Below are 25,165 nucleotides of genomic sequence, written 5' to 3' on the forward strand. Positions count from 1 at the left end.
TGGGCCGTGAGTGAAGAACGCCTCACGCTCCTCGACGACGCGGTTGAACTGCCCGAAGAGCTCGAAGGCAACCTCGCCGGCACGAACGAACTGTCCGTGCTCGGCCGCAAGAGCGGCGAGTGGCGCCGCGTCCCGGTGAACCCGCTGCCGTACGAGGGCGGCCCGTATCTGGTCTCCGCCCGCGGCCACTCCGAATGGGTGCGCAACATGCGTGCCGCGGGCGGCGGGAAGCTCCAGGTCGGCCGGAAGACGCGGACCTTCACCGCCGTCGAACTCTCCGACGACGAGAGCCCGAGATCCTCCGCACCTACCTCGAGCGCTGGGGCTGGGAGGTCGGCCGCTTCTTCGGCGACGTCAACGCCAAGTCCTCCGACGAGGAGCTGCGTGCCGCGGCACCCAAGCACCCCGTCTTCCGGCTCACCGTGACGCGCTGACCTGCTCCTGGCCCCGTTCCTCCTGCCTGCGGCCCTGCTGCCTCCGGTCGAACGCGGTCAGCGCGCGCCGGGCCGCCGGGTGGGTCCGTACCAGCTCGGCCAGCGACGTCGACCCTCGGGTGATCCGGGCGAACGCCCGCCAGGCCGGCCGGAAACCGGTGATCGCCGCGTGCAACAGCCCCGGGCGGCGCTCGAAGACCGTGAGCATCCGCCGCCCGACTCCCATCTCCACCCCCAGCCCGGCCTTGATGGCGAAGGCGTAGTTGAGGGCCTGCCTGCGCGCGTCCACCGCATCCTGGGCCTCGGCGATCCGCACCGCCCACTCCCCCGCGAGGCGCCCCGAGCGCAGCGCGAACGAGATCCCCTCCCGGGTCCACGGCTCCAGCAGCCCCGCCGCGTCGCCGCACACCAGCACCCGGCCGCGGGACAGCGGCGAGTCGTCACTGCGGCACCGCGTGAGATGGCCGGACGACAGCGACGGTTCAAAACCGGCCAGCCCCAGCCGGGCGATGAAGTCCTCCAGATAGCGCTTGGTGCCGGCACCCTCGCCGCGCGCCGAGATCACCCCGACGGTCAGGGTGTCGCCCTTGGGGAACACCCAGCCGTAACTCCCCGGCATCGGGCCCCAGTCGATGAGCACCCGCCCCGCCCAGTCCTCGGCGACCGTGGCGGGAACGGGGATCTCCGCCTCGAGACCGAGGTCCACCTGGTCGAGTTTCACGCCGACATGGGCTCCGATCCGGCCGGCACTGCCGTCCGCGCCGACGACGGCCCGCGCCAGAATCGTCTCCCCGCCGGACAGTACGACGGCGACGGTCCGGCGGTCGGGTACGGCGGGCCCGTGCTGCTCGACCCGGCTCACCGTCACGCCCGTACGCAAGGTCGCGCCCGCCTTCCGCGCCTCCTCGACCAGCCCCGCGTCGAACTCGGAACGGTTGATGAGGCCGAAGAGCATGTGCCGGGAACGGCGGGTGCGGGTCAGCTTCCCGTTCAGCGAGAAGGTGACGGCGTGCACCCGGTCTCTGAGAGGGAGTTGGAAGCCGGGTGGCAACGCGTCCCGCGACGGGCCGATGATGCCGCCGCCGCACGTCTTGTACCGGGGCAGTTCGGCCTTCTCCAGCAGCAGCACCCGCCGCCCGGCGACCGCCGCCGCATACGCCGCGGAAGCCCCCGCGGGGCCCGCCCCCACCACGACGACATCCCAGACCGACTCGCCGGCCGCCCCGCCCGTCCCGCCCGTCCCGCCGACCTCGCCGGCCGGCTCGTCGCGCTCGCTGCCGGTGTCTGCGTTCTCGCTGCTCACGATGTGCTTCTGCTCCTGATCCGACCAGTTGCTCCGGCTACCGACCGCATCCTACGGCGCGGGCCTGCCCGGCCCCGCTGTGGGAGGATCGGCTCCATCCAGCCGTACACGCGTACGTACACCTACACGTACACAACGTCGCACCCACGAGGAGCGTGCCCATGTCGCCGAACCCGGTCGCCGAGACCATCGCCTCGCTGATGCCCCGCGCCAAGACGGAGCTGGCCGAGCTGGTGGCCTTCCAGTCGGTGGCGGATCCGGCCCAGTTCCCCAAGAGCGAGTGCGAGGCGGCTGCCCGCTGGATCACCGACGCGCTGCACGCCGAGGGCTTCCAGGACGTCGCACTGCTCGACACGCCGGACGGAACGCAGTCGGTCTACGGCTTCCTGCCCGGCCCCGAGGGCGCGCCCACCGTTCTCCTCTACGCCCACTACGACGTGCAGCCGCCGCTCGACCTGGCCTCCTGGGACTCCCCGCCGTTCGAGCTGACCGAGCGCGACGGCCGCTGGTTCGGGCGCGGCGCCGCCGACTGCAAGGGCGGCTTCATCATGCACCTGCTCGCGCTGCGCGCCCTCAAGGCCAACGGCGGCATCCCGGTCTCCGTCAAGGTCATCGTGGAGGGCTCCGAGGAGCAGGGCACGGGCGGCCTGGAGCAGTACGCCGAGGCGCACCCCGAGCTGCTCACCGCCGACACGATCGTCATCGGGGACACCGGCAACTTCCGGGTGGGCCTGCCGACGGTCACGGCGACCCTGCGCGGCATGACCATGCTGCGCGTCCGTATCGACACCCTCCAAGGCAACCTGCACTCCGGCCAGTTCGGCGGCGCCGCTCCGGACGCGCTCGCCGCGATGATCCACGTACTGGCTTCGCTGCGCGCCGAGGACGGCTCGACGACCGTCGACGGGCTCGGCACGGACGCGACGTGGGACGGCCTGGACTACCCGGAGGAAGACTTCCGCAAGGACGCCAAGGTGCTCGACGGCGTCGGGCTGATCAGCCACGGCACCGTCGCCGACCGGATCTGGGCCCGGCCCGCCGTCACCGTGATCGGCATCGACTGCCCGCCGGTCGTGGGCGCCACGCCGTCCCTCCAGGCGAGCGCCCGCGCCCAGATCAGCCTGCGGGTGCCGCCCGGCCAGGACGCCGCCGAGGCCACCAATCTGCTGACCGCGCACCTGGAGTCGCACACGCCGTGGGGCGCGCGGGTGTCCGTGGAGCAGGTGGGCCAGGGGCAGCCGTTCCAGGCGGACACCAGCAGCCCGGCGTACACCTCGATGGCCGAGGCGATGCGCGTCGCGTACCCGGGTGAGGAGATGCAGTCCTCCGGTATGGGCGGCTCGATCCCGCTGTGCAACACCCTCGCGGCGCTCTACCCCGAGGCGGAGATCCTGCTCATCGGCCTGAGCGAGCCGGAGGCGCAGATCCACGCGGTCAACGAAAGCGTCTCGCCGCAGGAGCTGGAGCGGCTCTCGGTCGCCGAGGCGCTGTTCCTGGTCAACTACGCCGAGTCCAAGAAGCGTTGAGCGTTGAGTGTTAAGCGCTCGGCGTAGATCGCCGGCAGCGAATATCCATGCGTCGAGCGGCGCCCGGTAACTACGTTCGCCACATGGATCTCGTAGAGGTAATCCCCGAGCAGCTCCACATGTTCCGCTTCCCGATCGGCCAGGCGTACCTCTGGCGCGACGGCACGGAACTGACCCTGATCGACGCCGGAAACGCCACGTCGGCCCACGAGATCGAGGCGGCGGTACGGAGTCTGGGCCTACGCCCGGAGAACATCCGCCGGATCGTCCTCACCCACTGCCACCGCGACCACATCGGCGCGGCCGAGGAACTCGCGGGCCGCTACGGGGCGTCGGTCCTGGCGCACCGGCTCGACGCCCCGGTGATCCGCGGCGAGCGGCCTGTGCCCGAGCCCGTACTGCTGGACTGGGAGCGGCCGTTGTACGCGCACGGGCTCACCGTGCCGCCCGCTCCGGCCACCCGCGTGGACCGGGAGCTGGCGGACGGCGACGAGCTCGGCTTCGGCGACGGGGCGCGGGTCCTGCACTCCCCCGGCCACACGGACGGCAGCATCGGCGTCCATCTTCCGCGGCACGGCGTGCTGTTCACGGGTGACTGCGTGGCCGGCGTCGGCCAGGTGATGGTGGGGGTGTTCAACGTCGACCGGGCCCGGGCCGTCGCCTCCTTCCGGCGGCTGGCGGCGCTCGCCCCGTCCACCGTCTGCTTCGGCCACGGCGACCCGCTGACCCAGGACGCGGCGGCCGTACTGAAGGCGTCGGCCGACGCCTCGGCCGACGACTCAACCGACGACTCAACCGACGGGGACTCCGGCTTCGAGGTTGAGCACGGTTGACCGCTCGCGGGCCCGCAGCGCCCAGCGCAGCCGGTCGAAGCGGACCGGCGGCAGCAGCCCGGACGCTTCCTCCTCGGTGACGAAGCGCCAGCCGCGCAGTTCGGCGCACGGCAGCAGCAGGCTCCCGGCCTGCTCGCTGTCGAGCCGGCCGCCGTCGAACAGCAGCCGCAGTCCGCCGTACCCCGGCGGCCTGGGCGGCTCCCAGTCGACCACCAACAGCCTGGGTACCTGGTCCAGCTGGAAGCCGACCTCCTCGGCGACCTCACGCATCCCGGCCCGGGCCGGCGCCTCGCCCCGCTCGACGACGCCGCCGGGAAACTCCCAGCCGGGCTTGTACGTCGGATCGACGAGCAGCACCCGGTCGTGCTCGTCGAAGAGCAGCACCCCGGCTGCGAGCGTCTCCGCGGTGGGCTCGGGTGTCTGCACGATGTCGCAGGCCCCGGCAGCCCCGGTCCGTACCGCCTCGGCGATGCACGCGGCCGTCGCGTACGGCGTGAGGGCGCTGTTGTCGATCACATGGGCGTCGGCGGTGAGCCAGGTCAGCGCGGTGCGGTACGGCTCGATGTGGTCGTACGCCCACTGCCTGACGCGCTCACTGCCCTCGGGGTCGCCGTCGAACTCCTCGCGGTCGGCTATGCGTTCGCGCAGGATCGTTTCCTCGGGGGCGAGCAGCACATGCCGTACCGGAATGCGCCGGGCGGCGAGCCCCCCGAAGATCTCGTCGCGGTACTCCTGCCGCAGCACGGTCATGGGCACCACCAGCACTCCGCCCAGCTCGGCCAGCAGCGAGGCCGCGGTGTCGACGACCATGCGGCGCCAGATGGACAGGTCCTGATAGTCGCTCACGTCGGTGAGCCGCTTCTGCGGCAGCAGGCTTCGCAGTCCGGCGCCGATGAGTTCCGGGTCGTAGAACGTGCTGTTCGGGATCAGGTCGATCAGTTCGCGTGCCGCGCTCGTCTTGCCCGCACTGAACGCACCGTTGATCCAGACAATCACGATTCCCCCTCTTCCGTAGCCCTCAGTGGCTTGCCCGCAACACCCTGCCACGGAAACCCGGAACCGGGGACGGTGCGTCGTCCCGTACCGGAGCCGAGCGGGCCGCCCGACGCGGCGCGCGCGTCGCGTGGGCGCCGGGCGGAGCCGACGGCGGCGGCGGTCAGGCTCCGGACGCGACCATTCCGGCGCAGACCGACGACGACACCGTCACGCGAGGCGCGCGGGACTACAGCGCGCCCGCCATGGCTGGTGCGAACCTGCGAGCCTGCGAGCCGGGCCATCAGGCGACGCGTGCGGGTCGGCGGGGCGAGGCCGGCCGCCACTGCCGGCCCCGCTCCGCGGCGCGGCGTTCAGCCGGTGACCGCCGCCGGTGCCTCGTTCGCTCCCGCGAGCGAGGCGGCCGCCGCCGCGCCCACCAGGCCCGCGTCCGTGCCCGTCAGCGCGGGCACGACGCGCAGGCCGCGCACGAACGACAGCGTCGCGTAGTTCTGCAGCGCGCGGCGCAGCGGTGCGAAGAGCACCTCGCCCGAGCCGGCGACTCCCCCGCCGATCACCGCGATGTCGATCTCGACGAGCGTCGCGGTGGCGGCGATCCCGGCGGCCAGCGCCTGAGCCGCCCGGTCGAACGAGGCGCCGGCGACCGGGTCCCCGGCCCGCGCGGCGGCAGCGACCGCGGCGGCCGTGAGATCGCCGTCCGGCCCCGGACGCCAGCCGTTCTCGACCGCGCGCCGCGCGATGTTGGGGCCACTGGCGATCCGCTCGACGCAGCCTCTGGACCCGCACGGGCACAGATCGCCGTCCAGGTCGACGCTGATGTGGCCGATGTGCCCGGCGTTGCCGGTCGGGCCCGGGTGAAGCCGACCGCCCAGCACGAGGCCGCCGCCGACACCGGTCGAGACGACCAGGCACAGCGCGTTGTCGAAGCCGCGGGCCGCGCCCTGCCAGTGCTCCGCGGCCGTCATCGCGACCCCGTCGCCGACCAGCGTGACGGGCATGCCGCCGACGGTCCGGCGCACCCGCTCGACGAGCGGAAACCCGCGCCAGCCGGGGACGTTGACCGGGCTGACCGTACCCGCGACGGCGTCCACCGGGCCCGCGCTGCCGATGCCGAGGGCCTGCGTGCGCGCCCACAGCGGCGATTCGGCCAGCTCGGCGAGCACCGCGTCCACGGCGCGCATCACCGTCGCGCCGTCCTCCTGGGCGGGCGTCGGGCACTGCGCACGGACCAGAATCCGCCCGCCGCCGTCCACCAGCGCGCCGGCGATCTTGGTGCCGCCGATGTCGAGGGCGGCGACGAGGTCGGTGTGCATCAGGGTCGGATCTCCAGGTGGGAGGGGGCGAGAGACGGATTCGGTGACCAGTCTCCCTTCCTCTGACAACGTTGTCCAGGCTCTATGCTCGACACCACACTTATAGGATCCTCCGACGACGCCAATGCCGACAACGACAGGACAGCGCACCGTGGCCGAGACCGCCCGCCAGCCCGAGCCCCGTTACGGCAACCGGCCGACCATGAAGGACGTCGCCGCCCGCGCCGGAGTCGGCCTCAAGACGGTCTCCCGAGTGGTCAACGGAGAGCCGGGTGTCACCCCGGACACCGAGCGCCGCGTCCAGGAGGCCATCGACGCCCTGGGCTTCCGTCGCAACGACAGCGCCCGGGTGCTGCGCAAGGGCCGTACGGCCAGCATCGGCCTGGTCCTGGAGGATCTCGCCGACCCCTTCTACGGCCCGCTGAGCCGCGCCGTGGAAGAGGTGGCCCGCGCCCACGGCGCGCTGCTCATCAACGGCTCCAGCGCCGAGGACCCCGAGCGCGAGCAGGAACTCGTGCTCGCGCTGTGCGCCCGCCGCGTGGACGGGCTGATCGTCATCCCGGCCGGTGACGACCACCGCTACCTGGAGCCCGAGATCAAGGCGGGCATCGCCACCGTCTTCGTGGACCGCCCGGCCGGCCGGATCGACGCCGACGTGGTGCTCTCCGACAGCTTCGGCGGTGCCTGCGAGGGCGTCGCCCACCTGATCGCCCAGGGCCACCGCCGGATCGGCTTCATCGGAGACCAGCCGCGGATCCACACGGCGAGCGAGCGGCTGCGCGGCTACCGCGCGGCAATGGACGAGGCCGGGCTCCCGGTGGACGGGTCCTGGGTATCGCTCGGCTCCACCGAACCCTCCCGGGTCCGGTCCGCCGCCGCCGCGATGCTCAGCGGGCCGCAACCTGTCACCGCTCTGTTCGCGGGCAACAACCGGGTGACCGTGACAGCGGTACGCGTCCTGGCCGGCTGGGACCGCCCCGTCGCCCTGGTCGGCTTCGACGACATCGAGCTCGCCGAGCTGCTCCAGCCCGGCCTGACCGTCGTCGCTCAGGACGCCGCGCGGCTGGGCCGGACGGCCGCCGAGCGACTGTTCCGCCGGCTGGAGGGCGCGGGCGGCGCGCCCGAGCGGATCGAGTTGCCGACCCGGCTGATCGTGCGCGGCTCGGGCGAGATCCCGCCCTCGGCCTGACGGGCGGTTCACCCGGTCACCCGGTGCACCGGGTTCAGCAGACCGGTGCGGGGGCGGGCTCGCCGCCACCGTGCGAGCCTGTGGTCCCTCCGCCGCCGGCCCTCGAAGCTCCGGCGAACCGGAACCGGTCGAACCGCCCGACGAGCCGGCCCCCGCCGACTCCGCCGAACCACCCTCCGTACCGCCGAATCCCTTGCCGCCGTCCCCGCCCCGGGCGGTTTCGCGGTGCCGGACGGGGACGCCTCGCCGCTTGCGGCGCCCTCGGACGCAGCGGGGAGGGCGAGCCGCTCCGGCTACGGCCCTCGCGCTGACGCCTTGTGACGAAGCGTCAGGGTCAGTGCGAAGCGCGTAACGACGGGAACGCTGGGAAGACGCACGATCAACGAAAGGAGCACGACGTGCCCGTCACCTTCCGCAAGAGCTTCCGAATATTCCCGGGCGTCCGCCTCAACATCAACCGGAAGTCCGTGTCCATCACGGTCAGCAAGGGCGATGGTGCCAGGCGCACTTACTCCTCGACAGGTCGGCGCACGACCTCAGTGGACCTTCCCGGCCCCTTCGGCTACCGCAAGACCACCACACGCCGCAGCCGCCGCTGACCGTAGGCGCCCAACGTTCAGCCTCTCGGCCGTACGCCTTCTCCCCCGAAGACACCGCTGCCCCGCTCCCTGTGTGGCGGCTGTGGTCGCGTACGGAGTACGGGGCAGAAGCGGCGGGCTTTGGGGCCCCTGTTGGCGCTACGGAGTGGTGACCGTCAGGGCTGCCCGGCGCGGGATCGCGAACGCCTCCAGATCGGCGCGGGTCAGGCCGGTGAGCCGGGCGACCTCTTCGGTGTCGAGGGCGCCGCAGTCCAGTCCGCGCAGCAGATAGCCGCTGAGGGCCTTGGCGGTGGCGGGCTCGTCCATGATGTCGCCCTCCGTCTTGGCCACATAGGCGGCGAGCCGGGCGGCGGCGGGCTCAAGTCCCTCGCGGTAGAAGGCGAAGACGGCGGCGTAACGGGTGGGCAGGTGGCCGGGGTGCATGTCCCAGCCCTGGTAGTACGCACGGGCCAGCGCGCGGCGGGTGAGGCCGTAGTGCAGCTTCCACGCTTCGTGCACGTGCGCCGTCGGGCCGACCGGCAGGACATTGGTGGAGCCGTCCGAGACGCGTACGCCGGTGCCGGCGGCGGCGACCTGCATGACGGCCTTGGCGTGGTCGGCGGCCGGGTGGTCGCTGGACTGGTAGGCGGCGCTGACGCCGACGCAGGCGCTGTAGTCGAAGGTGCCGTAGTGCAGTCCGGTGGCCCGGCCCTCGGCGGCGTCGATCATACGGGCGACGGCGGCGGTGCCGTCGGCGGCCAGGATCGACTGGCTGGTCTCGATCTGGATCTCGAAGCCGATCCGGCCCTGCTCCAGTCCGCGTGCCTTCTCGAACTCCTCGGCCAGCCGCACCATCGCGGTGACCTGCTCGGGGTACGTCACCTTGGGCAGCGTCAGGACCAGGCCCTCGGGGAGCCCGCCCGCCTCCATCAGGCCGGTGAGGAAGATGTCCAGCGTGCGGATGCCGCGGTCGCGGACGGCCGCCTCCATGCACTTCATCCGGATGCCCATGTAGGGGGCGGTGTTCTCGGGGGTGCCGTGCGCGAACGCGTCGGCGACCAGGCGCGCGGCGCGGGCGGCGGCGGAGTCCTCCTCGTCGTCCGGGCGCGGCCCGTAGCCGTCCTCGAAGTCGATACGCAGGTCCTCGATGGGCTCCCGCTGGAGCTTGGCCCGTACGCGCTCGTAGACCGGGCCGGCGAGTTCGTCGGAGATGCCGAGGACACCGGCGAGGGTGGCGGCGTCGGGGGCGTGCTCGTCGAGGGCGGCGAGGGCCTGGTCGCCCCAGGAGCGGACGGTGCCGGGCTCGAAGACGTCGCCGGGAACGTAGACGGTGTGGACGGGCTGGCGGGTGCCGGGGTCTCCCGGGTAGCGGCGGGCGAGCTCCGCGTCCACCGGGGCGAGGGAGGCGCTGATGCCCTCGCTGACCGCGCCTGCGAGGCTCGTTGCCACCTTCTCGTGCTGACCCATCCCGCACCCTCCTATTTTCCGCTTCACGGAATCAACAATCCGTATAGCAAAATTAGTCTCCGTGCCGACCTGCGTCAATGTTTGCCCGGAACAGCCCGGGGCCGCGCGGTGAAGATCACCACGCGGCCCCGGGTTTGCCGAGATCCTGCAGGTCAGCCCTTGCGGGTCTTGACCTCGTCGGTCAGCTGCGGGACGACCTCGAACAGGTCGCCGACGACGCCATAGTCGACCAGGTCGAAGATCGGGGCTTCGGCGTCCTTGTTGATGGCGACGATGGTCTTGGAGGTCTGCATGCCGGCGCGGTGCTGGATGGCGCCGGAGATCCCGGAGGCGATGTAGAGCTGCGGGGAGACGGACTTGCCGGTCTGGCCGACCTGGTTGGAGTGCGGGTACCAGCCGGCGTCGACGGCGGCGCGGGAGGCGCCGACGGCGGCACCGAGGGAGTCGGCCAGGGCTTCGATGATGTGGAAGTTCTCGGCGCCGTTGACGCCGCGGCCGCCGGAGACGACGATCGCGGCCTCGGTCAGCTCGGGGCGGCCGGTGGACTCGCGCGGCGTGCGGGAGACAACCTTGGTGCCGGTGGCCTGCGCGCCGAAGGTCACGGCGAGCTGCTCGACCGTGCCGGCGGCCGGAGCGGCCTCGACGGGGGCCGAGTTGGGCTTGACGGTGATGACCGGGGTGCCCTTGGAGATGCGGGACTTGGTGGTGAAGGCGGCGGCGAACGCCGACTGGGTGGCCACCGGGCCCTCGTCGCCGGCCTCGATGTCGACGGCGTCGGTGATGAGGCCGGAGCCGATACGGACCGCGAGGCGGGCCGCGATCTCCTTGCCCTCGGCGGAGGAGGGGACGAGGACGGCGGCCGGGGAGACGGCCTCGTAGGCGGCCTGCAGCGCGTCGACCTTGGGGACGACGAGGTAGTCGGCGAACTCGGCGGCGTCGGCGGCCAGCACCTTGACCGCGCCGTGCTCGGCGAGCACGGAGGCGGCGGCGTCGGCACCGGCGCCGAGGAAGACCGCGACGGGCTCGCCGATACGGCGGGCCAGCGTCAGCAGTTCGAGGGTGGGCTTGCGGACGGCGCCGTCCACGTGGTCGACGTAGACGAGAACTTCAGCCATGGGACTTCTTCTCTCCTGCAAGTACGAAGAACTGGGGGCAGTTGGGGGCAGAGAGCCTTAGATGAACTTCTGGCTCGCAAGGAACTCGGCCAGCTGCTTGCCGCCCTCGCCCTCGTCCTTGACGATCGTGCCGGCGGTGCGGGCCGGACGCTGCGCGGCGGAGTCGACCTTGGTCCAGGCGCCCTCGAGGCCGACCTCGTCGGCGTCGATCTCCAGGTCCTCCAGGTCCAGGGACTCAACCGGCTTCTTCTTGGCGGCCATGATGCCCTTGAAGGACGGGTAACGCGCCTCGCCCGACTGGTCGGTCACCGACACCACGGCAGGCAGGGACGCCTGAAGCTGCTCGGCCGCGGCGTCGCCGTCCCGGCGGCCCGTCACGGTGCCGTCCTCGACCGAGACCTCGGACAGCAGCGTGACCTGCGGAACGCCCAGGCGCTCGGCGAGGATCGCCGGCAGCACGCCCATGGTGCCGTCGGTGGAGGCCATACCGCAGATGACCAGGTCGTAGCCGGTCTTCTCGATCGCCTTCGCGAGCACCAGCGAGGTGCCCATCACATCCGAGCCGTGCAGATCGTCGTCCTCGACGTGAACGGCCTTGTCCGCACCCATCGACAGCGCCTTGCGCAGCGCGTCCTTGGCATCCTCCGGACCCACGGTCAGCACGGTGATCTCCGCGTCGTCCGCCTCGTCGGCGATCTGCAGCGCCTGCTCGACCGCGTACTCGTCCAGCTCCGACAGCAGGCCGTCCACGTCATCGCGGTCGACGGTCAGGTCATCGGCGAAGTGCCGGTCGCCGGTGGCGTCGGGCACGTACTTCACACAGACAACGATCCTCAAGCTCACGCCGGCTCTCCTACTGCATCGTCTCTATTGAGCTGCCTTGTGCTTGGCAGCATAGGCGCCTTACTGGGCGGATCCCGGTCGGGGCGGGCCGCGCTCCGAACGAAATATTACTCGTCAGTACACCCAGCTACTTCCCGGTAAGCAAGCGCTTTGAACTGTGACCTTGGCAACGCTGCGTAACCGGCGGGCGTCAGTCCCTCAGCGCGTTGAAGCGCCCCTGGTGGTAGATCAGCGGCCGCCCCGCTCCCGCGGGGTCGCCGACGACGGCCTGCGCGACCACGATGCGGTGGTCCCCGGCCGGCACCCGCGCCACCACCCGGCACACCAGCCACGCCAGCACGCCGTCGAGCACCGGAACACCCTCCGGCCCGGTACGCCATTCGGTGGGCGGTGCGAAGCGGTCGGCACCGCTGCGGGCGAAAGTGGCGGCCAGCTCCTGCTGGTGCTCGCCGAGTATGTGTACGCCGATGTGCTCGGCCTCGGCGATGACGGGCCAGCTGGAGGAGCCGCTGCCCACCCCGAACGAGATCAGCGGCGGCTCGGCGGCGACCGAGTTGAGCGAGGTGGCGGTGAATCCGACGGGGCGCTCCCCCGCCGCGGTGATCACCGCGACACCGGCGGCGTGCTGCCGGAAGACGGAGCGCAGGAGGTCGGGCGAGGCCGGCCGGAGAGTGCCGATACCGGGCGAAGCCGTCATGGACTTGTCCTTCTGCCAGCCGTCTGGACCCGGCCGTGGAGAAGGAGTTGTGGCCGCATGGCGTCAGACTGACGATTCGTGGTGGGTGCAGTCAAGTGCTCACCGGGAGATGCGAGCCGCGTCAAGGCCCCCGCTCACACCGCTTCGCCGAGTGCGGCGATGACGTCGGCCTTCCGGGGCTGCCCGGCGGCCCTGCGGACGATGCGCCCCCGGCCGTCCAGCACCAGCACGGTCGGCGTCTTCATGATGCCCAGCTCACGCACCAGGGCGAGGTGCTCCTCGGCGTCGAGTTCGACATGGGCGACACCCGCCACCATGGCCGTCACATCGGCGAGTGTCCGCCGGGTCGCCCGGCAGGGCTGGCAGAAGGCGCTGGAGAACTGGACCAGCGTCGCCCGTGTCCCCAGTTCCGCGCCCAGCTCGGTCGCGCCGAGCCGCCTCTCGTTGTCCCGCGCGCGCACCTTCAGCCTCCCGCCGCGCCGCTTGTGCAGCAGCCCGAAGGCGCTCGCGGCCGCGAGCACCACCACACACACCATCAGTCCGGTCATCCCCCGTTCCAGCATTCACGGGACCGCAAGAATTCCCGGTCCTCGGCGCGGTACCGGCTGCGCCATGCTGGTGCCCATGGACATCGACATCAGGGGCCCCCGGTTCGGCGCGGCCGTCACCACCGTCGTGCTGGCTGGCGTACTGATCACCGGGAGCGTCTGGCTGCTGGCGTGGCAGACGCTGTGCTTCGCGCTGGGCGCGTTCGCCGGCGTACAGCGTTCGCCGTACGGACTGCTGTTCCGCACCGCGGTCCGGCCGCGCATCGGCCCGCCGACGGAGTTCGAGGACGCGGCGCCGCCCCGCTTCGCGCAGGCCGTGGGCCTCGCCTTCGCCGCGGTCGCTCTGGCCGGCTACGCAGCGGGCGCGCTGTGGCTCGGGATGACGGCGACTGCGGCCGCTCTGGCCGCCGCCTTCCTGAACTCCGCGTTCGGCTACTGCCTGGGCTGCGAGATGTACTTGCTGCTGCGCAGGGTGACGGCGCGCTCCGGCTGACGTGACGAGAATCTCGCCGCCCGCGGGCGGCAGGACTGGCCACTCGCGCGCGCATGGGGCACGATCTGCACCATTGCCGCAACCTACGGCAGCGTAACTTCCGCCGGGAGAACCCCCCAGGCATGAGAGAAGGGTCCCCCTCGAGATGGCAGAACTGGTATATCGCCCCGTGATCGGTGCGGCGCACACCCTCTTCAAGGCGCTCGATCTGCGGATCGACATGAAGGGGACAGAGAACATCCCGCGCACGGGCGGTGCCGTCCTGGTCTCGAACCACATCGGCTATCTGGACTTCATCTTCACGGGACTGACCGCCCGGTCCTCCAACCGGATGGTCCGCTTCATGGCCAAGGAGTCGGTGTTCCGGCACACGGTGTCCGGGCCGCTGATGCGCGCGATGAAGCACATCCCGGTGGACCGGGCGAAGGGTGAGGCGTCCTACGCGCACGCGCTCGACGCCTTGCGGTCCGGTGAGATCATCGGCGTGTTCCCGGAGGCGACGATCTCCCAGTCCTTCACGCTGAAGAGCTTCAAGTCGGGTGCCGCGCGCCTTGCCCAGGAGGCCGGCGTGCCCCTGATCCCGATGGCACTGTGGGGTACCCAGCGGATCTGGACCAAGGGCCGCCCGCGCAACTTCGGCCGCAGCCACATCCCCATCACGATGCGCGTCGGTGAGCCGATGCCGGCACCCACCGACGAGTACGCCGGTGCGATCACCCGGCGGCTGCGCGAGCGCGTACAGGAGCTGCTGGAGGCCGCGCAGCGCTCCTATCCCGTACGCCCCAAGGACGCGCAGGACACCTGGTGGATCCCCGCTCACCTCGGCGGGACGGCGCCGACCCCCGATCAGGTGCGCGAGGCAGGCTGAGCGGGCGGGCCCCGGCCGAAGCGTCACCCCGGGGTACGGACCGAAATGTCCGCCCCGGGGCTGTACTTCTCCAGCGTCTCGGCGAGTTCGTTGCCCGCGGCCATGAGTTCGACACGGGGCATGGGGGCCAGGCTCTCCAGCAGGAAGACGGCGTTCACCGACTCCTCGGTGAGCCGCCGGGTCGCGGCGTCCAGGAGGGCGGAACTCGCCTCGTCGCTGGGCCCGTTGACGAGACCGCGGGCCTCGACGGCGAGAGGGGTGAATCCCGGTACGAGCGCGCGTACCTCGTCCGAGACAGCAGTGCGAGAGTCATGTCCTGCCTTGCGTCGAAGTGGCGGGGCGTCAGAGTGCGGTGGGCAGCAGCTGCCACAACTGGCCCCGGCCGGAAGCCTCCTGGAGCGATTTCAGCACGGGCTGCGGGGGCGACGCGTACACGGTGGGGTAGTCGGTCTCGCCCTCCTCGGTGCGGGCCGTGAAGGCCAGTTGTTCCCGGTCCGGCGAGAACTGCGCGTCGATTCCTGGTTTGTTGCCGCGCGGGTCCTGCCGCGCCCATGTCTCGTGGCCCGGGAGCTTGACGGCGACCAGGCCGTGGATGACCCCCAGCCCCTGGTAGCACATACCGGTGGGGATGCCTTCCGCGAGCCCGCGCAGCAGGGCGGCCAGGGCGTGCGCCTTGGCGTAACAGATGCCGGTGCGCTGCCCGAGTACGTCGGAGGCGCGCCAGGTGACGCGCATGTCTCCCGAGTCGTACGAGTGCGGGATGGTGTCGCGTACGAATTCGAAGGCGGCTTTGGCGTATGCGTATGCGTCGGACGCTTCCGCGCGCAGGCGCGCCGCCGTCTCCCGTACCAGTGGGTGCTCGTGGTCGATGACCTCATCCGCCGCCAGATACGCAGCTGTTTCGGGTACTTCCTGGATCAGCTCCATACCCGCCGAGGCCACGCAAACGGCCGACCGGACGTCAATCGAAATCCGGTCGGCCGCATAGCTATGCAATTCCTGCTACTTGCTCATCTCTTCCTTGAGCGCCACAAGGAAGCCGTCCACGTCGTCCTCCGTGGTGTCGAAGGCGCACATCCACCGGACGTCGCCGGCCGCCTCGTCCCAGAAGTAGAAGCGGTAACGCTTCTGCAGGCGCACGCTCACCTCGTGCGGCAGCCGCGCGAAGACCGCGTTGGCCTGCACCGGATACAGGATCTCCACGCCGTCGACGGTACGGACCCCGTCGGCGAGCCGCTGCGCCATGGCGTTGGCGTGCCGGGCGTTGCGCAGCCACAGGTCCTTGGCGAGCAGCGCCTCCAACTGCACCGAGACGAAACGCATCTTGGAGGCGAGCTGCATCGACAGCTTGCGCAGATGCTTCATCGCCCGCACGGCGTCCGGGTTGAGGACGACCACGGACTCGCCGAAGAGCATGCCGTTCTTGGTGCCGCCGTACGACAGCACGTCCACACCCACGGTGTTGGTGAACGTGCGCATCGGTACGTCCAGGGACGCCGCGGCGTTGGCTATCCGCGCGCCGTCCAGGTGGACCTTCATGCCGCGCTCGTGGGCGTGCTCGCAGATGGCCCGGATCTCGTCCGGCGTGTAGACCGTGCCGAGTTCGGTGTTCTGGGTGATCGAGACGACCTGCGGCATCGCCCGGTGCTCGTCCTCCCAGCCCCAGGCCTGCCGGTCGATGAGCTCAGGGGTGAGCTTGCCGTCCGGTGTGGGTACGGTGAGCAGCTTCAGCCCGCCCATGCGCTCGGGCGCGCCGCCCTCGTCCACGTTGATGTGCGCGGACTCGGCGGCGATGACGGCGCCCCAGCGGTCGGTCAGCGCCTGGAGCGCGACGACATTGGCTCCGGTGCCGTTGAAGACGGGGAAGGCTTCGGCGTACGGGCCGAAGTGGCTTCGGATGATCTTCTGCAGGTGCTCGGTGTAGTCGTCCTCGCCATAGGCGACCTGGTGGCCGCCGTTGGCGAGGGCGATCGCCGCCAGAACCTCCGGATGCGCTCCCGCGTAATTGTCGCTGGCGAATCCGCGCACCGCCGGGTCGTGATGCCGGCGGGCGTCGGTCCTCAGGTTTGCGGGGTCAGCCACAGACGGGATCCGTTCACTTCCTGGGCGGGTCGGTCCCAGACGCCGGCGATGGCCTCGGCCAGCTCCCTGACGTCCGTGAAGCCCGCGAACTTCGCGTTCGGGCGCTCGGCGCGCATGGCGTCGTGCACCAGTGCCTTGACCACCAGGATGGCAGCCGCCGTACGGGGCCCCTCCGCGCCCCCCGCCTTGCGGAAGGAGTCGGCCAGTGCCAGCGTCCACGCCTCGGCCGCCGCCTTGGACGCGGCGTAGGCGGCGTTGCCCGCGGTGGGCTTGGACGCGCCGGCCGCGCTGATCAGCAGATAGCGGCCGCGGTCGCTGCGCAGCAGCCCGTCGTGGAACGCCAGCGAGGTGTGCTGGACGGTCTTGATGAGCAGCTTCTCCAGCAGCTCCCAGTCGGCGAGGTCGGTCTCCGGGAAGGTGGCACTGCCGCGCCAGCCGCCGACGAGGTGGACCAGACCGTCGATCCGGCCGAACTCCTTCTCGGTACGGGTCGCCCACTCCCGGGCCGCGCCGAGATCGAGCAGGTCGACGGTGTCACCGACGACCGTGGCCCCGCCGTGCGCGTACCGCGCCGCGTCGACCGCCTCCGCCAGGCGCGCCGCGTCGGCGTCGGAGGCGACCACGGTCGCGCCCGCCTCCGCGAGTGTCAGCAGGGTGGCGCGGCCCGCCGGACCGGCTGCGCCGGCCACCGCGATCACCGCTCCGCTGAGCTTCCCGTTTCCGTTTCCGTACATGGACGTCGCCTCCTGCGCACGAGTGCTCACGCGGCGCCCGCCGCGGTGATCCCCTTGGTGGAGGCAATCACGTCCTTGAGCTTCTTGGCGAGCGCCTCAAAGAACATGCTGAGCGGAAACTCGTCCGGAAGCACGTCGTCGACGAGTTTGCGCGGCGGCAGCGTCAGGTCGAGGGCGTCCGGGCCCTTGGCCCAGCGCGATCCCGGGTGCGGAGCGAGGTAGGTGGAGACCAGCTCGTACGCGGCGAACCAGTGGACCAGCTTCGGGCGGTCGATGCCGGCCCGGTACAGCTCCTCGATCTCCGCGCAGAGCTGGTTGGTGACCTGCGGGGCCCGGTCCCAGTCGATCTTCAGGGTGTTGTCCGTCCAGCGGACCACGTCGTGCTTGTGGAGGTACGCGAAGAGCAGCTGGCCGCCCAGTCCGTCGTAGTTGCGGACGCGGTCACCGCTGAGCGGGAAGCGGAACATCCGGTCGAAGAGCACGGCGTACTGCACATCGCGGCCATGGGCGTTGCCCTCGGCCTCCAGCTTCACGGCCTCCTTGAAGGCGGTGAGGTCGCAGCGCAGCTCCTCCAGCCCGTACATCCAGAACGGCTGGCGCTGCTTGATCATGAACGGGTCGAACGGCAGGTCGCCATGGCTGTGCGTGCGGTCGTGGACCATGTCCCACAGGACGAAGGCCTTCTCGCAGCGCTCCTGGTCGGACACCATCGCGCGGATGTCGTCGGGCAGCTCGAGACCGAGGGTGTCGACGGCCGCCTCGGTGACCTTGCGGAAGCGGGCCGCCTCGCGGTCGCAGAAGATGCCGCCCCAGGTGAAGCGCTCCGGGGCCTCGCGCACGGCGATGGTCTCGGGGAAGAGCACCGCGGAGTTGGTGTCGTAACCGGCGGTGAAGTCCTCGAACGTGATGCCGAGGAACAGCGGGTTGTCGTAACGCGTGCGCTCGAGCTCGGCGAGCCAGTCGGGCCACACCATGCGCAGGACGACGGCCTCGAGGTTGCGGTCGGGGTTGCCGTTCTGCGTGTACATCGGGAAGACGACAAGGTGCTGCAGGCCGTCGGCGCGCTGCCCGGCGGGCTGGAAGGCGAGCAGCGAGTCCAGGAAGTCCGGGACCACGAACCCGCCGTCGGCCCACTTGCGCAGGTCCGCGACGAGGGCGCGGTGGTACGCGGCGTTGTTCGGCAGCAGCGGAGCGAGCTCCTGGACCGCGTCGACAACACGCTCCAGCGTGGCCTTGGCGGCGGCGCGGGAGGGAGCGCCCTCGGCGCCGAAGTCGATGGACCCGTCCTTGGACTGCCAGGGACGGATCTCTTCCACGGCGGTCTTGAGCACGGGCCATGCCGGGTGGTCGATCACCCGCTCGTCGGTGGCTATGCCCCCACCGGGCAGGTCCTGCACAAGAATTTCCGTCATGACACTTCCTTCACAGGAGAACCTCGCGTTAAGACACCGTATACGCGCGAGGCTCTCCCGTTCAAGTGGGATCTCGGGAAATTATCCCGCCCCGACCCCACCTCCACCGCAATTTTTGCCGTCAGAGGCCGTCGAGGCAATCGCTTCATCGGCGAGAGCGTCGCGCGCGTCGTCCAGGTAGGCCGGCAACGAGAAGAACCCGTGGAACATGCCGGGGTGGTGCCTCTCGGTGACCTCCACTCCGGATGCCCGCAACCTCTCCACGTACGCGCGACCCTCGTCACACAGCGGACCGCATCCGGCGGTTTCCGCGGCGTGCCCGGCCGCCCGGCGCAGCCCACGGTGGCGCCCGACTCGCGGCACAGGGCTTCGGCGCAGGGCCGCGGCGGGGGCCGGCCGGTCGGTCGGCCTCCAGGGTCATGCGCAGTTCTCCTCGCGTGTGCTCCGGAAGTGCGGGATGACCTTCTCGCCCCACTGCCGGAGGGTCTCCAGGCATGCCTCCTGCGGCACGGTGCCCATCTGGATCAGGCACATGATCTCGTCGGCGCCCGCGTCGCGGAGCCGTTCCACGTACGCGATCGCGTCGTCCGCCGTGCCGTAGGCGTGGTCGGCGTTGAAGGTCGCGGTGGCGGTGGGGCGGACCGGGATGCGGTCGGTGCCCCGATGCCCAGCTCCGCGGCCTGGGTGAGGGTCTCCGTACGACTGCAGGCGAGGAAGAGCGGCGGATGCGGGGCCTGCCGGGGGCGCGGCAGGATCGGATGCGGACCGATGTCGATCAGTTCCCCGTGGTACTCGAGTTCATCCTGCTGCCACGCCTTGCCGACGATCCGCAGGGCTTCCTCCACCTCCTGGGCCGTACGGTCCCTTTCCACCCCGCACAGGGACGTCTCCTGTACGGTGCCGCCGCGCCCCGCGCCGAGGTCGAGGCGGCCGCCGGAGAGCAGGTCGAGCATCGCCGCGCGCTCGGCGACCCGGACGGGGTGGTTGAAGTTGAACGGCATGCACACCACCCCGTGGCCGATCCGGGTGGTGCTGGTCTTCGCGGCCACCCAGGTCAGGAAGATCTCGGGGGCGCTCATGTGCGCGTACCACTTGAGCGAGTGGTGCTCGACGGCCCAGACGCGGTCGAAGCCCATACGCTCGGCGAGCACCGCCTGTTCGACGCTGTCCCGGATGACCTGGTGCTCCCGCTCGACGGTCGGGTCGGCCAGCTGGGCTTCGAAGATCACGGAGAATTTCACGCTGCCTCCAGGGGGTTGCGTCCCGCGCCCTGCGTCATTTCAATTCGCTATGTCAGATCTCGAGGAGGCAAGAGCCGGGACCGGGGGCATCGGGATCGGGTGAACTCCCGCCGACCGCCTGGGCGGTGCTGGGTCTGCTGTCCTTCCCGGGCGCGCGGACCGGCTACGAGCTGAAGAAGTGGGCGGACGCCTCGCTGCGCTTCTTCTACTGGTCGCCCGCCATCAGCCAGATCTACGCGGAGCTGCGCCGCCTTGAAACGCTCGGGTACGCGACCTCGCGGCGCTCCGGACCCTAGGCGTCCCGCACCACACGCCAGTACACGATCACCGGGACCGGCCGCGAGGCGCTCGCCCGGTGGGCAAGGGACACCGAGGAGGCCGGGCCCCCCGTGCTCAAGCACCCGCTGCTGCTGCGCGTCCGGCTCGGCCATCTCGCCGACCCCGCCCGGCTGCGCGCGCTCGTGGCGGAGCACATCGAGCGCACCCGGGGCGAGCTGCGGCAGGTGCGGGACGCGCCGGCCCGCGCCCGGGGAGTCGAGGAGTGGGCGGATCCGCAGGTCGCGCTCCGCTGGAGCGAGCGGCAGCAGCTCGCCGAACTGGAACTGGCGCAGGCGCTGGCGGAGGATCTGGCCCGGATGGCGCGGGCGCCGCGTCAAGATGCGCAGGACGCGCCCACGCACGGGTGACGGGATGCACGGCCGGGCGACGCCGGAGGCGGGGCGGGCGGGAGCCGCCCGGTTCCGGCCGGGGGAAAAGCGCCGTGTGAGGCCGGTCCCATTGTCGGGGCAGGCCGTTAGGCTGCCTGCTTGCCGCGTGGTCGGTGTCAGGTCGCCGCGCGGGATTGCCGCCGTCGACGGAAGCGAGAGAGACCTTGACTTTCCTCACCATCGGTCATCGCGGGGTCATGGGTGTGGAGCCGGAGAACACCCTGCGGTCCTTCGTCCGCGCGGAACGCGCGGGCATGGACGTCATCGAACTGGACCTGCACCTGAGCAAGGACGGCGCACTCGTGGTGATGCACGACGCCGAGGTCGACCGCACCACGGACGGCAAGGGCGCCATCGCCGACATGACCCTCGCCGAGCTGCGGGAGCTCGACGCCGGCCAGGGCGAGCGCGTCCCGGTCTTCGAGGAGGTCCTCGATGCCGTGCGGTCGCCCCTGCAGGCGGAGATCAAGGACGTGGCGGCGGCGCGGGCCCTCGCCGACGTCATGCACCGGCGCGACCTCACCGGCCGGGTCGACGTGTCGTCCTTCCACGACGAGGCGGTCGCCGAGATCGCGCGGCTCGTACCGGGCGTACGCACCACGCTGATCGGGAGCCACTACGGCGCCGACGTGGTGGACCGGGCCCGCGCGGCAGGAGCGGAAACGATCGCTCTCAACATCCGCAGGCTCACGCTGGAGACGGTCGAGAGCGCGCACGCCGCCGGGCTGAAGGTCATCGGCTGGGTGGTCAACACCCAGGATCATCTGCGCCTGGTCCGGGCGCTGGAAGTGGACGGCGCGACGACCGACTACCCGGAGATCCGGCGCACCGGCCGCTTCACGGCCTAGAGGCGAGCGCCTTGACCAGCAGCTCGAACTCCAGGTCGTCGCGCTGCGGGATGCCGAAGCGTTCGTCGCCGTACGGGAACGGGGTCGTCTTCCCGGTGCGCCGGTAGCCGCGGCGCTCGTACCAGGCGATCAGGTCGTCCCGCGCCGAGATGACCGTCATGTGCATCTCGCGGGCGCCCCAGGTCTCGCGTACGGAGCGCTCGGCCTCGGCGATGATCACCTTGCCGAGGCCCGCGCCCTGGAGTTCCGGGCGAACCGCGAACATGCCGAAGTACGCGCTGTCGCCGCGGTGTTCGAGCTGGCAGCAGGCGACGAGCCCGCCGTCGCGATGCACCACGAGCAGGCGGCTGAGGGGGGACCTGACCACGTCCAGGACACCCTCGGGGTCGGTGCGCTGCCCCTGGAGGATGTCCGCCTCCGTGGTCCAGCCCACCCGGCTGGCGTCGCCCCGGTAGGCCGACTCGATCAGCTCGACGAGGGCCGGCACATCGGCCTCGGTGGCGTCCCTGAAGGTGAGTTCTGCTGCGGCCTGGTGCGGGGCGGTGTCCATCGGGTGCGGTCTCCGTTTCACGTGCTGGTGTCCCGGCGCCCGGTCCTGCAGCAGGCGCCGGTCCCGGGCACTGCAGAGCGTAACCCGGCCCTGTCCGGCGGTCCGTGCGCTCCCCCACTACCCCGCTGCGCTCGCGTGCGCGCCGGGGGCCGTGGGCATCACCACCCCTGAGGGACACCGTCGAACGGGGAGGTGCGCCTTGCACGGTCCGGTGACGTCCGCATGGCTGCTCGTCGCGCTTTGCGCAGCGACCGGCGCCTACTGCCTGCTGCGGCTGCGCAGTCCGTCCGAGGAGCAGCGCAGCGCGGCCGGCAGCGAGGCGGTGATGGGCTTCGGCATGGCCGCCATGGCGGTGCCCACGGCGGTGGCCGGCCCGCCGGAGTGGGCAGGGGCGGTGCTGTGCGGGGTGTTCGGTGTCGCCGCGCTGCGGGCGCTGTGGCTGTCCCGGCTGGGCGCTCACCATCTGCACCACCTCGTCGGATCGCTGGTGATGGTCTACATGGCGGTGGCGATGCTGCCCGGCGGCGCCCCCGCGGGGCACGGCGCGGCCACCGCGGCGGGTGGCGTTCCGCTGCTCACCGGGGTGCTGCTGGCGTACTACGGGGTGTACGTGCTGCGCACCGGGGCCGGGCTGTTGTCCGTCACGGCTGCCGCCGCGGCCGGGGGGCCGGGAGGCGCCGGGTTCGCGTGGGGGGTGCGGCCCGAGGTGACGACGGCCTGCCGGCTGGCCATGGGAATCGGGATGTTCGCCATGCTGCTCGCCCTGTGACCGCCGCGCGGCTCCGGGCGCCAGGTCCCCCGCGAAAGGTGTCGTCCGTCACTTGACGGTCAAGGTCATACCCGTGAGTAGCAGTCGCTCATACGCTGGAGCCATGATGGTCCCCTGCGTGCTGCTGCTGCTCGGCGCACTGGCCGCTGTCGTGGCCCCGAGGCTGCTGGCCCGGGCCGACTGGCCGGAGCGCGAGCCGGTGGTGGCGCTGTGGGTGTGGCAGTGCGTGGTGGCCGGGGTGCTGCTGTCCTTCGCGCTCTCGATGACCCTCAGTGCGTCCGCCGCCTGGCAGGCCGTGCGGGGCCGCGTGTTCGCCCCCGCGCCGAACGGGGTGGTCGAGGCGTACGCCCTGGGGGTGGGCGGCCCGTGGGCGGCCGGCACCGCGCTCCTGCTGGCCTGCGGCGCCGTCTGGACCGCCGCGATGCTCACCCAGGAGATCCGCCGCACGCGCGCCCGGCGCAAGCGGCGGCGCACGGAACTCCTCGTGCGCTCCCCGCTGCTGCCGGGCGAGCAGCCCGGCCCCGAACGCCTGGTCGTCCTGGAAGGCACGCGTCCCGATGCCTGGTGGCTGCCGGGCGCCGCGCCCCGACTGGTCATCACCACGGGCGCACTTCAGCGCCTGAAGGGGCGTCAGCTGGACGCCGTGCTCGCCCATGAGCAGGGTCATGCCGCGGCCCGGCACGACTGGCTGCTGCACTGTTCCGCCGCCCTGGCCACCGGCTTCCCGCAGGTGCCGGTGTTCGCCGCGTTCCGCGACGAGATGCACCGGCTGGTGGAACTGGCCGCCGACGATGTCGCCTCGCGCCGCTTCGGCCGGCTGACCATCGCCCTCGCGCTGGTCGAACTCAACGAAGACCGGGGGGTGTTCGGCCCATGCCCCACCCCGCAGGCGCAGGTGCCGCAGCGGGTGCACCGGTTGCTCACCGCGACACCCCGGCTGACCGCGGGCCGTCGCCTGCGGCTGACGGCGGCCGCCGCGCTGGTGCCGGTCGTCCCGCTGCTCGTCGCGTTCATCCCCGGACTCAGCGCTCTCGGATAGCCCGGCGGACCCGCGATCGGCGATGATCGCGCCATGCGCTTCACGGCTCCGCCCCCCAAGTCCGGTACGCCGTCCGCTCGTCCGCCGCGAGCGGGGGCGGTGATCGCGGCGCTCTCGGTCCTCGCGGTGCTGTCGGCGGTTCTGCTGGCGCTGGTCGCTGCCGAGTGGGCGCCGCTTCTCGCGTACGACCGCGAGGTCGCCGACGTGCTGCACCGCAAGGCGGTGAAAGATCCCGGGTTCGCCCGCCTGAACCGGGTGCTGAGCGACTGGGTCTGGGACCCGTGGACGATGCGGATCATGCTCGCGCTCGCCACGGGGTGGCTGTGGTGGCGGGGTGAGCGGGTGCTCGCCGGGTGGGTCGTGGTCACCGGCGTCGTGGGCACGGTCGTACAGCAGGGCCTCAAGGCGGCCGTCGGGCGGGACCGGCCGCGCTGGCCGGATCCGGTGGACTCGGCGCACTACGCGGCCTTCCCGTCCGGGCACGCGATGACGGCCGTGGTCGCGTTCGGGCTGCTGCTCTGGCTGCTGCGCAGGTTCGGGGCGCGCGCCCCGGTGTGGCGGGCAGCCCTCGCCGTGGCGGCCGTCTCGGTGGTCGGCGTCGGCGTCACCCGGCTGTATCTGGGGGTGCACTGGTTCTCCGACGTCGTCGGCGGCTGGCTGCTCGGGGCCCTGGTCGTGGCGCTCTCGGTCACCCTGTACGAGCGGTGTGGTTCCGGCGGGGTCCGGGGAGGATCGCGCATATGACGATCAAGGCTGTGCTGTTCGACTTCTCCGGCACCCTCTTCCGTATCGAATCCACCCCGTCCTGGCTCGGCGCCGTCCTCGACGACTTCGGGATCACGCTGCCCCGGGCGAGTTTCTGGCGTACGCGCGGCAGCTGGAGACGGCGGGGGCGCTGCCCGGTGGCGCCGACCCGGTCGTGGTGCCGCCGGAGCCGGCCGAGTTGTGGGCGACCCGCGACGAGAGCACCGAGCGCCACCGCGCGGCGTACACCGGTCTGAGCCGGCAGGTCGCCCTGCCCGATCCTCGGCTGCACGACGCGCTGTACGAACGCCATAGGACTCCCGCCGCGTGGACTCCCTACCCCGACGCGGCCGACGTGCTCGGCGCTCTGCGGGGGCGGGGAATCGGCGTGGGTGTGGTCAGCAACATCGGCTGGGACCTTCGGCATGTGTTCCGGGCCCATGGCCTCGACACCCATGTGGGCACGTACGTCCTGTCGTACGAACACGGTGTCCAGAAACCGGACGCGCTGCTCTTCCGGACGGCCTGCGAGGCGCTCGGCCGGCATCCGGGGGACGTGCTGATGGTCGGCGACGACCGTCGTACGGACGGCGGAACGGCGGCGCTCGGCTGTGCGGTGCACTTCGTGGACCATCTGCCGGCGGCGGAGCGGCCCGACGGGCTGCGGCCGGTGCTGGACCGGGTGGGGAAAGGGCGCTGATCGTGTCCCGGGCCGGTACAGCAGACTGCCGCCGGCACTGGACGATCCCCCGCGTCGCCCAGTACCGACGGCACAACCGCACCACGAGCACCCCGGAAGGGCCCGGTGCGGCATGCGCTGAGTATATTGGCTGGGAGCC

General features: G+C 71.6%; 27 protein-coding genes and 3 pseudogenes. 14 read left to right on the forward strand and 16 right to left on the reverse strand.

What is annotated here, in order from left to right:
• Positions 1–6 precede the first annotated feature (6 nt).
• Positions 7–434, forward strand: a pseudogene (locus NLX86_RS11430) (nitroreductase family deazaflavin-dependent oxidoreductase).
• Here the strand turns inward: NLX86_RS11430 and NLX86_RS11435 are convergent.
• Positions 418–1,737 carry a geranylgeranyl reductase family protein gene (locus NLX86_RS11435; RefSeq protein ID WP_254371527.1) on the reverse strand — a complete coding sequence of 440 codons (1,320 nt, stop codon included), beginning with the start codon at positions 1,735–1,737 and terminating at the stop codon, positions 418–420. The pseudogene NLX86_RS11430 and the gene NLX86_RS11435 overlap by 17 nt on opposite strands.
• Positions 1,738–1,898: 161 nt before the next feature.
• Between NLX86_RS11435 and NLX86_RS11440 the strand changes: the two genes are divergently transcribed.
• A complete protein-coding gene (locus NLX86_RS11440; RefSeq protein WP_254371528.1) occupies positions 1,899–3,263 on the forward strand; it encodes a dipeptidase in 1,365 nt (454 codons plus the stop codon).
• A gap of 83 nt (positions 3,264–3,346) precedes the next feature.
• Positions 3,347–4,096, forward strand: a complete 750-nt coding sequence (locus NLX86_RS11445) for an MBL fold metallo-hydrolase (protein ID WP_254371529.1) — start codon at positions 3,347–3,349, stop codon at positions 4,094–4,096.
• Here NLX86_RS11445 and NLX86_RS11450 read toward each other — a convergent pair.
• Together NLX86_RS11450 and NLX86_RS11455 are read right to left on the reverse strand one after the other, a co-directional pair.
• Positions 4,055–5,092, reverse strand: a complete 1,038-nt coding sequence (locus tag NLX86_RS11450) for an NUDIX domain-containing protein (protein WP_254371530.1) — start codon at positions 5,090–5,092, stop codon at positions 4,055–4,057. The genes NLX86_RS11445 and NLX86_RS11450 overlap by 42 nt on opposite strands.
• A 350-nt stretch (positions 5,093–5,442) precedes the next feature.
• Positions 5,443–6,402, reverse strand: coding sequence for an ROK family protein (locus tag NLX86_RS11455; RefSeq protein ID WP_254371531.1), 960 nt, complete (start codon positions 6,400–6,402; stop codon positions 5,443–5,445).
• 124 nt (positions 6,403–6,526) lie between these two features.
• Between NLX86_RS11455 and NLX86_RS11460 the strand changes: the two genes are divergently transcribed.
• Complete coding sequence (locus NLX86_RS11460) at positions 6,527–7,591, forward strand: LacI family DNA-binding transcriptional regulator (protein ID WP_254371532.1); 1,065 nt, start codon at positions 6,527–6,529, stop codon at positions 7,589–7,591.
• A gap of 398 nt (positions 7,592–7,989) precedes the next feature.
• Positions 7,990–8,190: a DUF4236 domain-containing protein gene (locus tag NLX86_RS11465; RefSeq protein WP_254371533.1), complete on the forward strand. Its 201-nt coding sequence runs from the start codon at positions 7,990–7,992 to the stop codon at positions 8,188–8,190.
• A gap of 138 nt (positions 8,191–8,328) precedes the next feature.
• Here the strand turns inward: NLX86_RS11465 and NLX86_RS11470 are convergent, their stop codons facing one another.
• The 5 genes from NLX86_RS11470 to NLX86_RS11490 all read right to left on the reverse strand — a co-directional run bounded on the left by NLX86_RS11470 (position 8,329) and on the right by NLX86_RS11490 (position 12,839).
• Positions 8,329–9,636, reverse strand: coding sequence for an aldolase/citrate lyase family protein (locus tag NLX86_RS11470; RefSeq protein ID WP_254371534.1), 1,308 nt, complete (start codon positions 9,634–9,636; stop codon positions 8,329–8,331).
• A gap of 152 nt (positions 9,637–9,788) precedes the next feature.
• Entirely contained in the window at positions 9,789–10,751 is a 963-nt protein-coding gene (locus tag NLX86_RS11475; protein WP_254371535.1) for an electron transfer flavoprotein subunit alpha/FixB family protein, read from the reverse strand.
• A gap of 57 nt (positions 10,752–10,808) precedes the next feature.
• Entirely contained in the window at positions 10,809–11,594 is a 786-nt protein-coding gene (locus NLX86_RS11480; protein WP_254371536.1) for an electron transfer flavoprotein subunit beta/FixA family protein, read from the reverse strand.
• A gap of 190 nt (positions 11,595–11,784) precedes the next feature.
• Positions 11,785–12,291 (reverse strand): flavin reductase family protein, encoded by a 507-nt coding sequence (locus NLX86_RS11485; protein ID WP_254371537.1) that lies wholly within the window; start codon positions 12,289–12,291, stop codon positions 11,785–11,787.
• 134 nt (positions 12,292–12,425) lie between these two features.
• On the reverse strand, positions 12,426–12,839 hold the full coding sequence (locus NLX86_RS11490; RefSeq protein ID WP_254371538.1) for a thioredoxin family protein: 414 nt from the start codon (positions 12,837–12,839) through the stop codon (positions 12,426–12,428).
• Positions 12,840–12,915: 76 nt separating this feature from the next.
• On the opposite strand from NLX86_RS11490, the gene NLX86_RS11495 reads away from it, so the two are divergent.
• Complete coding sequence (locus NLX86_RS11495) at positions 12,916–13,332, forward strand: DUF4395 domain-containing protein (protein ID WP_254371539.1); 417 nt, start codon at positions 12,916–12,918, stop codon at positions 13,330–13,332.
• A gap of 145 nt (positions 13,333–13,477) precedes the next feature.
• A complete protein-coding gene (locus tag NLX86_RS11500) occupies positions 13,478–14,200 on the forward strand; it encodes a 1-acyl-sn-glycerol-3-phosphate acyltransferase (RefSeq protein WP_254371540.1) in 723 nt (240 codons plus the stop codon).
• 23 nt (positions 14,201–14,223) lie between these two features.
• Here the strand turns inward: NLX86_RS11500 and NLX86_RS35015 are convergent, their stop codons facing one another.
• The 7 genes and pseudogenes from NLX86_RS35015 to NLX86_RS11535 all read right to left on the reverse strand — a co-directional run bounded on the left by NLX86_RS35015 (position 14,224) and on the right by NLX86_RS11535 (position 19,669).
• Positions 14,224–14,358, reverse strand: a complete 135-nt coding sequence (locus NLX86_RS35015) for a hypothetical protein (protein WP_374213864.1) — start codon at positions 14,356–14,358, stop codon at positions 14,224–14,226.
• Positions 14,359–14,542: 184 nt separating this feature from the next.
• Complete coding sequence (locus tag NLX86_RS11510; protein ID WP_254371541.1) at positions 14,543–15,127, reverse strand: transglutaminase domain-containing protein; 585 nt, start codon at positions 15,125–15,127, stop codon at positions 14,543–14,545.
• Between the two features lie 75 nt (positions 15,128–15,202).
• Entirely contained in the window at positions 15,203–16,264 is a 1,062-nt protein-coding gene (locus NLX86_RS11515; protein WP_254371664.1) for a low specificity L-threonine aldolase, read from the reverse strand.
• Positions 16,261–17,016 carry an SDR family oxidoreductase gene (locus tag NLX86_RS11520; RefSeq protein WP_254371542.1) on the reverse strand — a complete coding sequence of 252 codons (756 nt, stop codon included), beginning with the start codon at positions 17,014–17,016 and terminating at the stop codon, positions 16,261–16,263. The genes NLX86_RS11515 and NLX86_RS11520 overlap by 4 nt, the downstream gene beginning before the upstream one ends.
• A 26-nt stretch (positions 17,017–17,042) precedes the next feature.
• On the reverse strand, positions 17,043–18,428 hold the full coding sequence (locus NLX86_RS11525; protein WP_254371543.1) for a DUF6421 family protein: 1,386 nt from the start codon (positions 18,426–18,428) through the stop codon (positions 17,043–17,045).
• Positions 18,429–18,509: 81 nt separating this feature from the next.
• On the reverse strand, positions 18,510–18,791 hold the full coding sequence (locus NLX86_RS11530; protein ID WP_308409576.1) for an alpha/beta hydrolase fold domain-containing protein: 282 nt from the start codon (positions 18,789–18,791) through the stop codon (positions 18,510–18,512).
• Between the two features lie 54 nt (positions 18,792–18,845).
• A pseudogene (locus NLX86_RS11535) lies at positions 18,846–19,669 on the reverse strand (LLM class flavin-dependent oxidoreductase).
• A 125-nt stretch (positions 19,670–19,794) separates the two neighbouring features.
• Here NLX86_RS11535 and NLX86_RS11540 point away from each other — a divergent pair.
• The 3 genes from NLX86_RS11540 (at position 19,795) to NLX86_RS11550 (ending at position 21,224) form a co-directional block, all read left to right on the forward strand.
• Positions 19,795–19,965 (forward strand): hypothetical protein, encoded by a 171-nt coding sequence (locus NLX86_RS11540; RefSeq protein ID WP_254371545.1) that lies wholly within the window; start codon positions 19,795–19,797, stop codon positions 19,963–19,965.
• A 93-nt stretch (positions 19,966–20,058) separates the two neighbouring features.
• Positions 20,059–20,355, forward strand: a complete 297-nt coding sequence (locus tag NLX86_RS11545; protein WP_254371546.1) for a hypothetical protein — start codon at positions 20,059–20,061, stop codon at positions 20,353–20,355.
• Between the two features lie 185 nt (positions 20,356–20,540).
• Positions 20,541–21,224, forward strand: a complete 684-nt coding sequence (locus NLX86_RS11550; protein WP_254371547.1) for a glycerophosphodiester phosphodiesterase family protein — start codon at positions 20,541–20,543, stop codon at positions 21,222–21,224.
• On the opposite strand, the gene NLX86_RS11555 is transcribed toward NLX86_RS11550, so the two are convergent.
• Positions 21,214–21,774 (reverse strand): GNAT family N-acetyltransferase, encoded by a 561-nt coding sequence (locus NLX86_RS11555; RefSeq protein WP_254371548.1) that lies wholly within the window; start codon positions 21,772–21,774, stop codon positions 21,214–21,216. The two genes, NLX86_RS11550 and NLX86_RS11555, sit on opposite strands and share 11 nt — an antisense overlap.
• A 199-nt stretch (positions 21,775–21,973) precedes the next feature.
• Here NLX86_RS11555 and NLX86_RS11560 point away from each other — a divergent pair, with 199 nt between their 5' ends.
• From NLX86_RS11560 to NLX86_RS11575, 4 genes and pseudogenes are all read left to right on the forward strand, one after another.
• The gene (locus tag NLX86_RS11560; RefSeq protein WP_254371549.1) at positions 21,974–22,543 is read left to right on the forward strand and encodes a DUF5134 domain-containing protein; all 570 of its coding nucleotides are present in this window, start codon (positions 21,974–21,976) and stop codon (positions 22,541–22,543) included.
• Positions 22,544–22,646: 103 nt separating this feature from the next.
• Positions 22,647–23,582: a M56 family metallopeptidase gene (locus tag NLX86_RS11565; RefSeq protein ID WP_254371550.1), complete on the forward strand. Its 936-nt coding sequence runs from the start codon at positions 22,647–22,649 to the stop codon at positions 23,580–23,582.
• A 33-nt stretch (positions 23,583–23,615) separates the two neighbouring features.
• Complete coding sequence (locus NLX86_RS11570; protein ID WP_254371551.1) at positions 23,616–24,326, forward strand: phosphatase PAP2 family protein; 711 nt, start codon at positions 23,616–23,618, stop codon at positions 24,324–24,326.
• Positions 24,323–25,026: pseudogene (locus NLX86_RS11575) on the forward strand (HAD family hydrolase). The gene NLX86_RS11570 and the pseudogene NLX86_RS11575 overlap by 4 nt, the downstream one beginning before the upstream one ends.
• The last annotated feature ends 139 nt before the right edge of the window (positions 25,027–25,165 follow it).

This window comes from Streptomyces sp. A3M-1-3 (genome assembly GCF_024213665.1).
GTDB lineage: Bacteria > Actinomycetota > Actinomycetes > Streptomycetales > Streptomycetaceae > Streptomyces.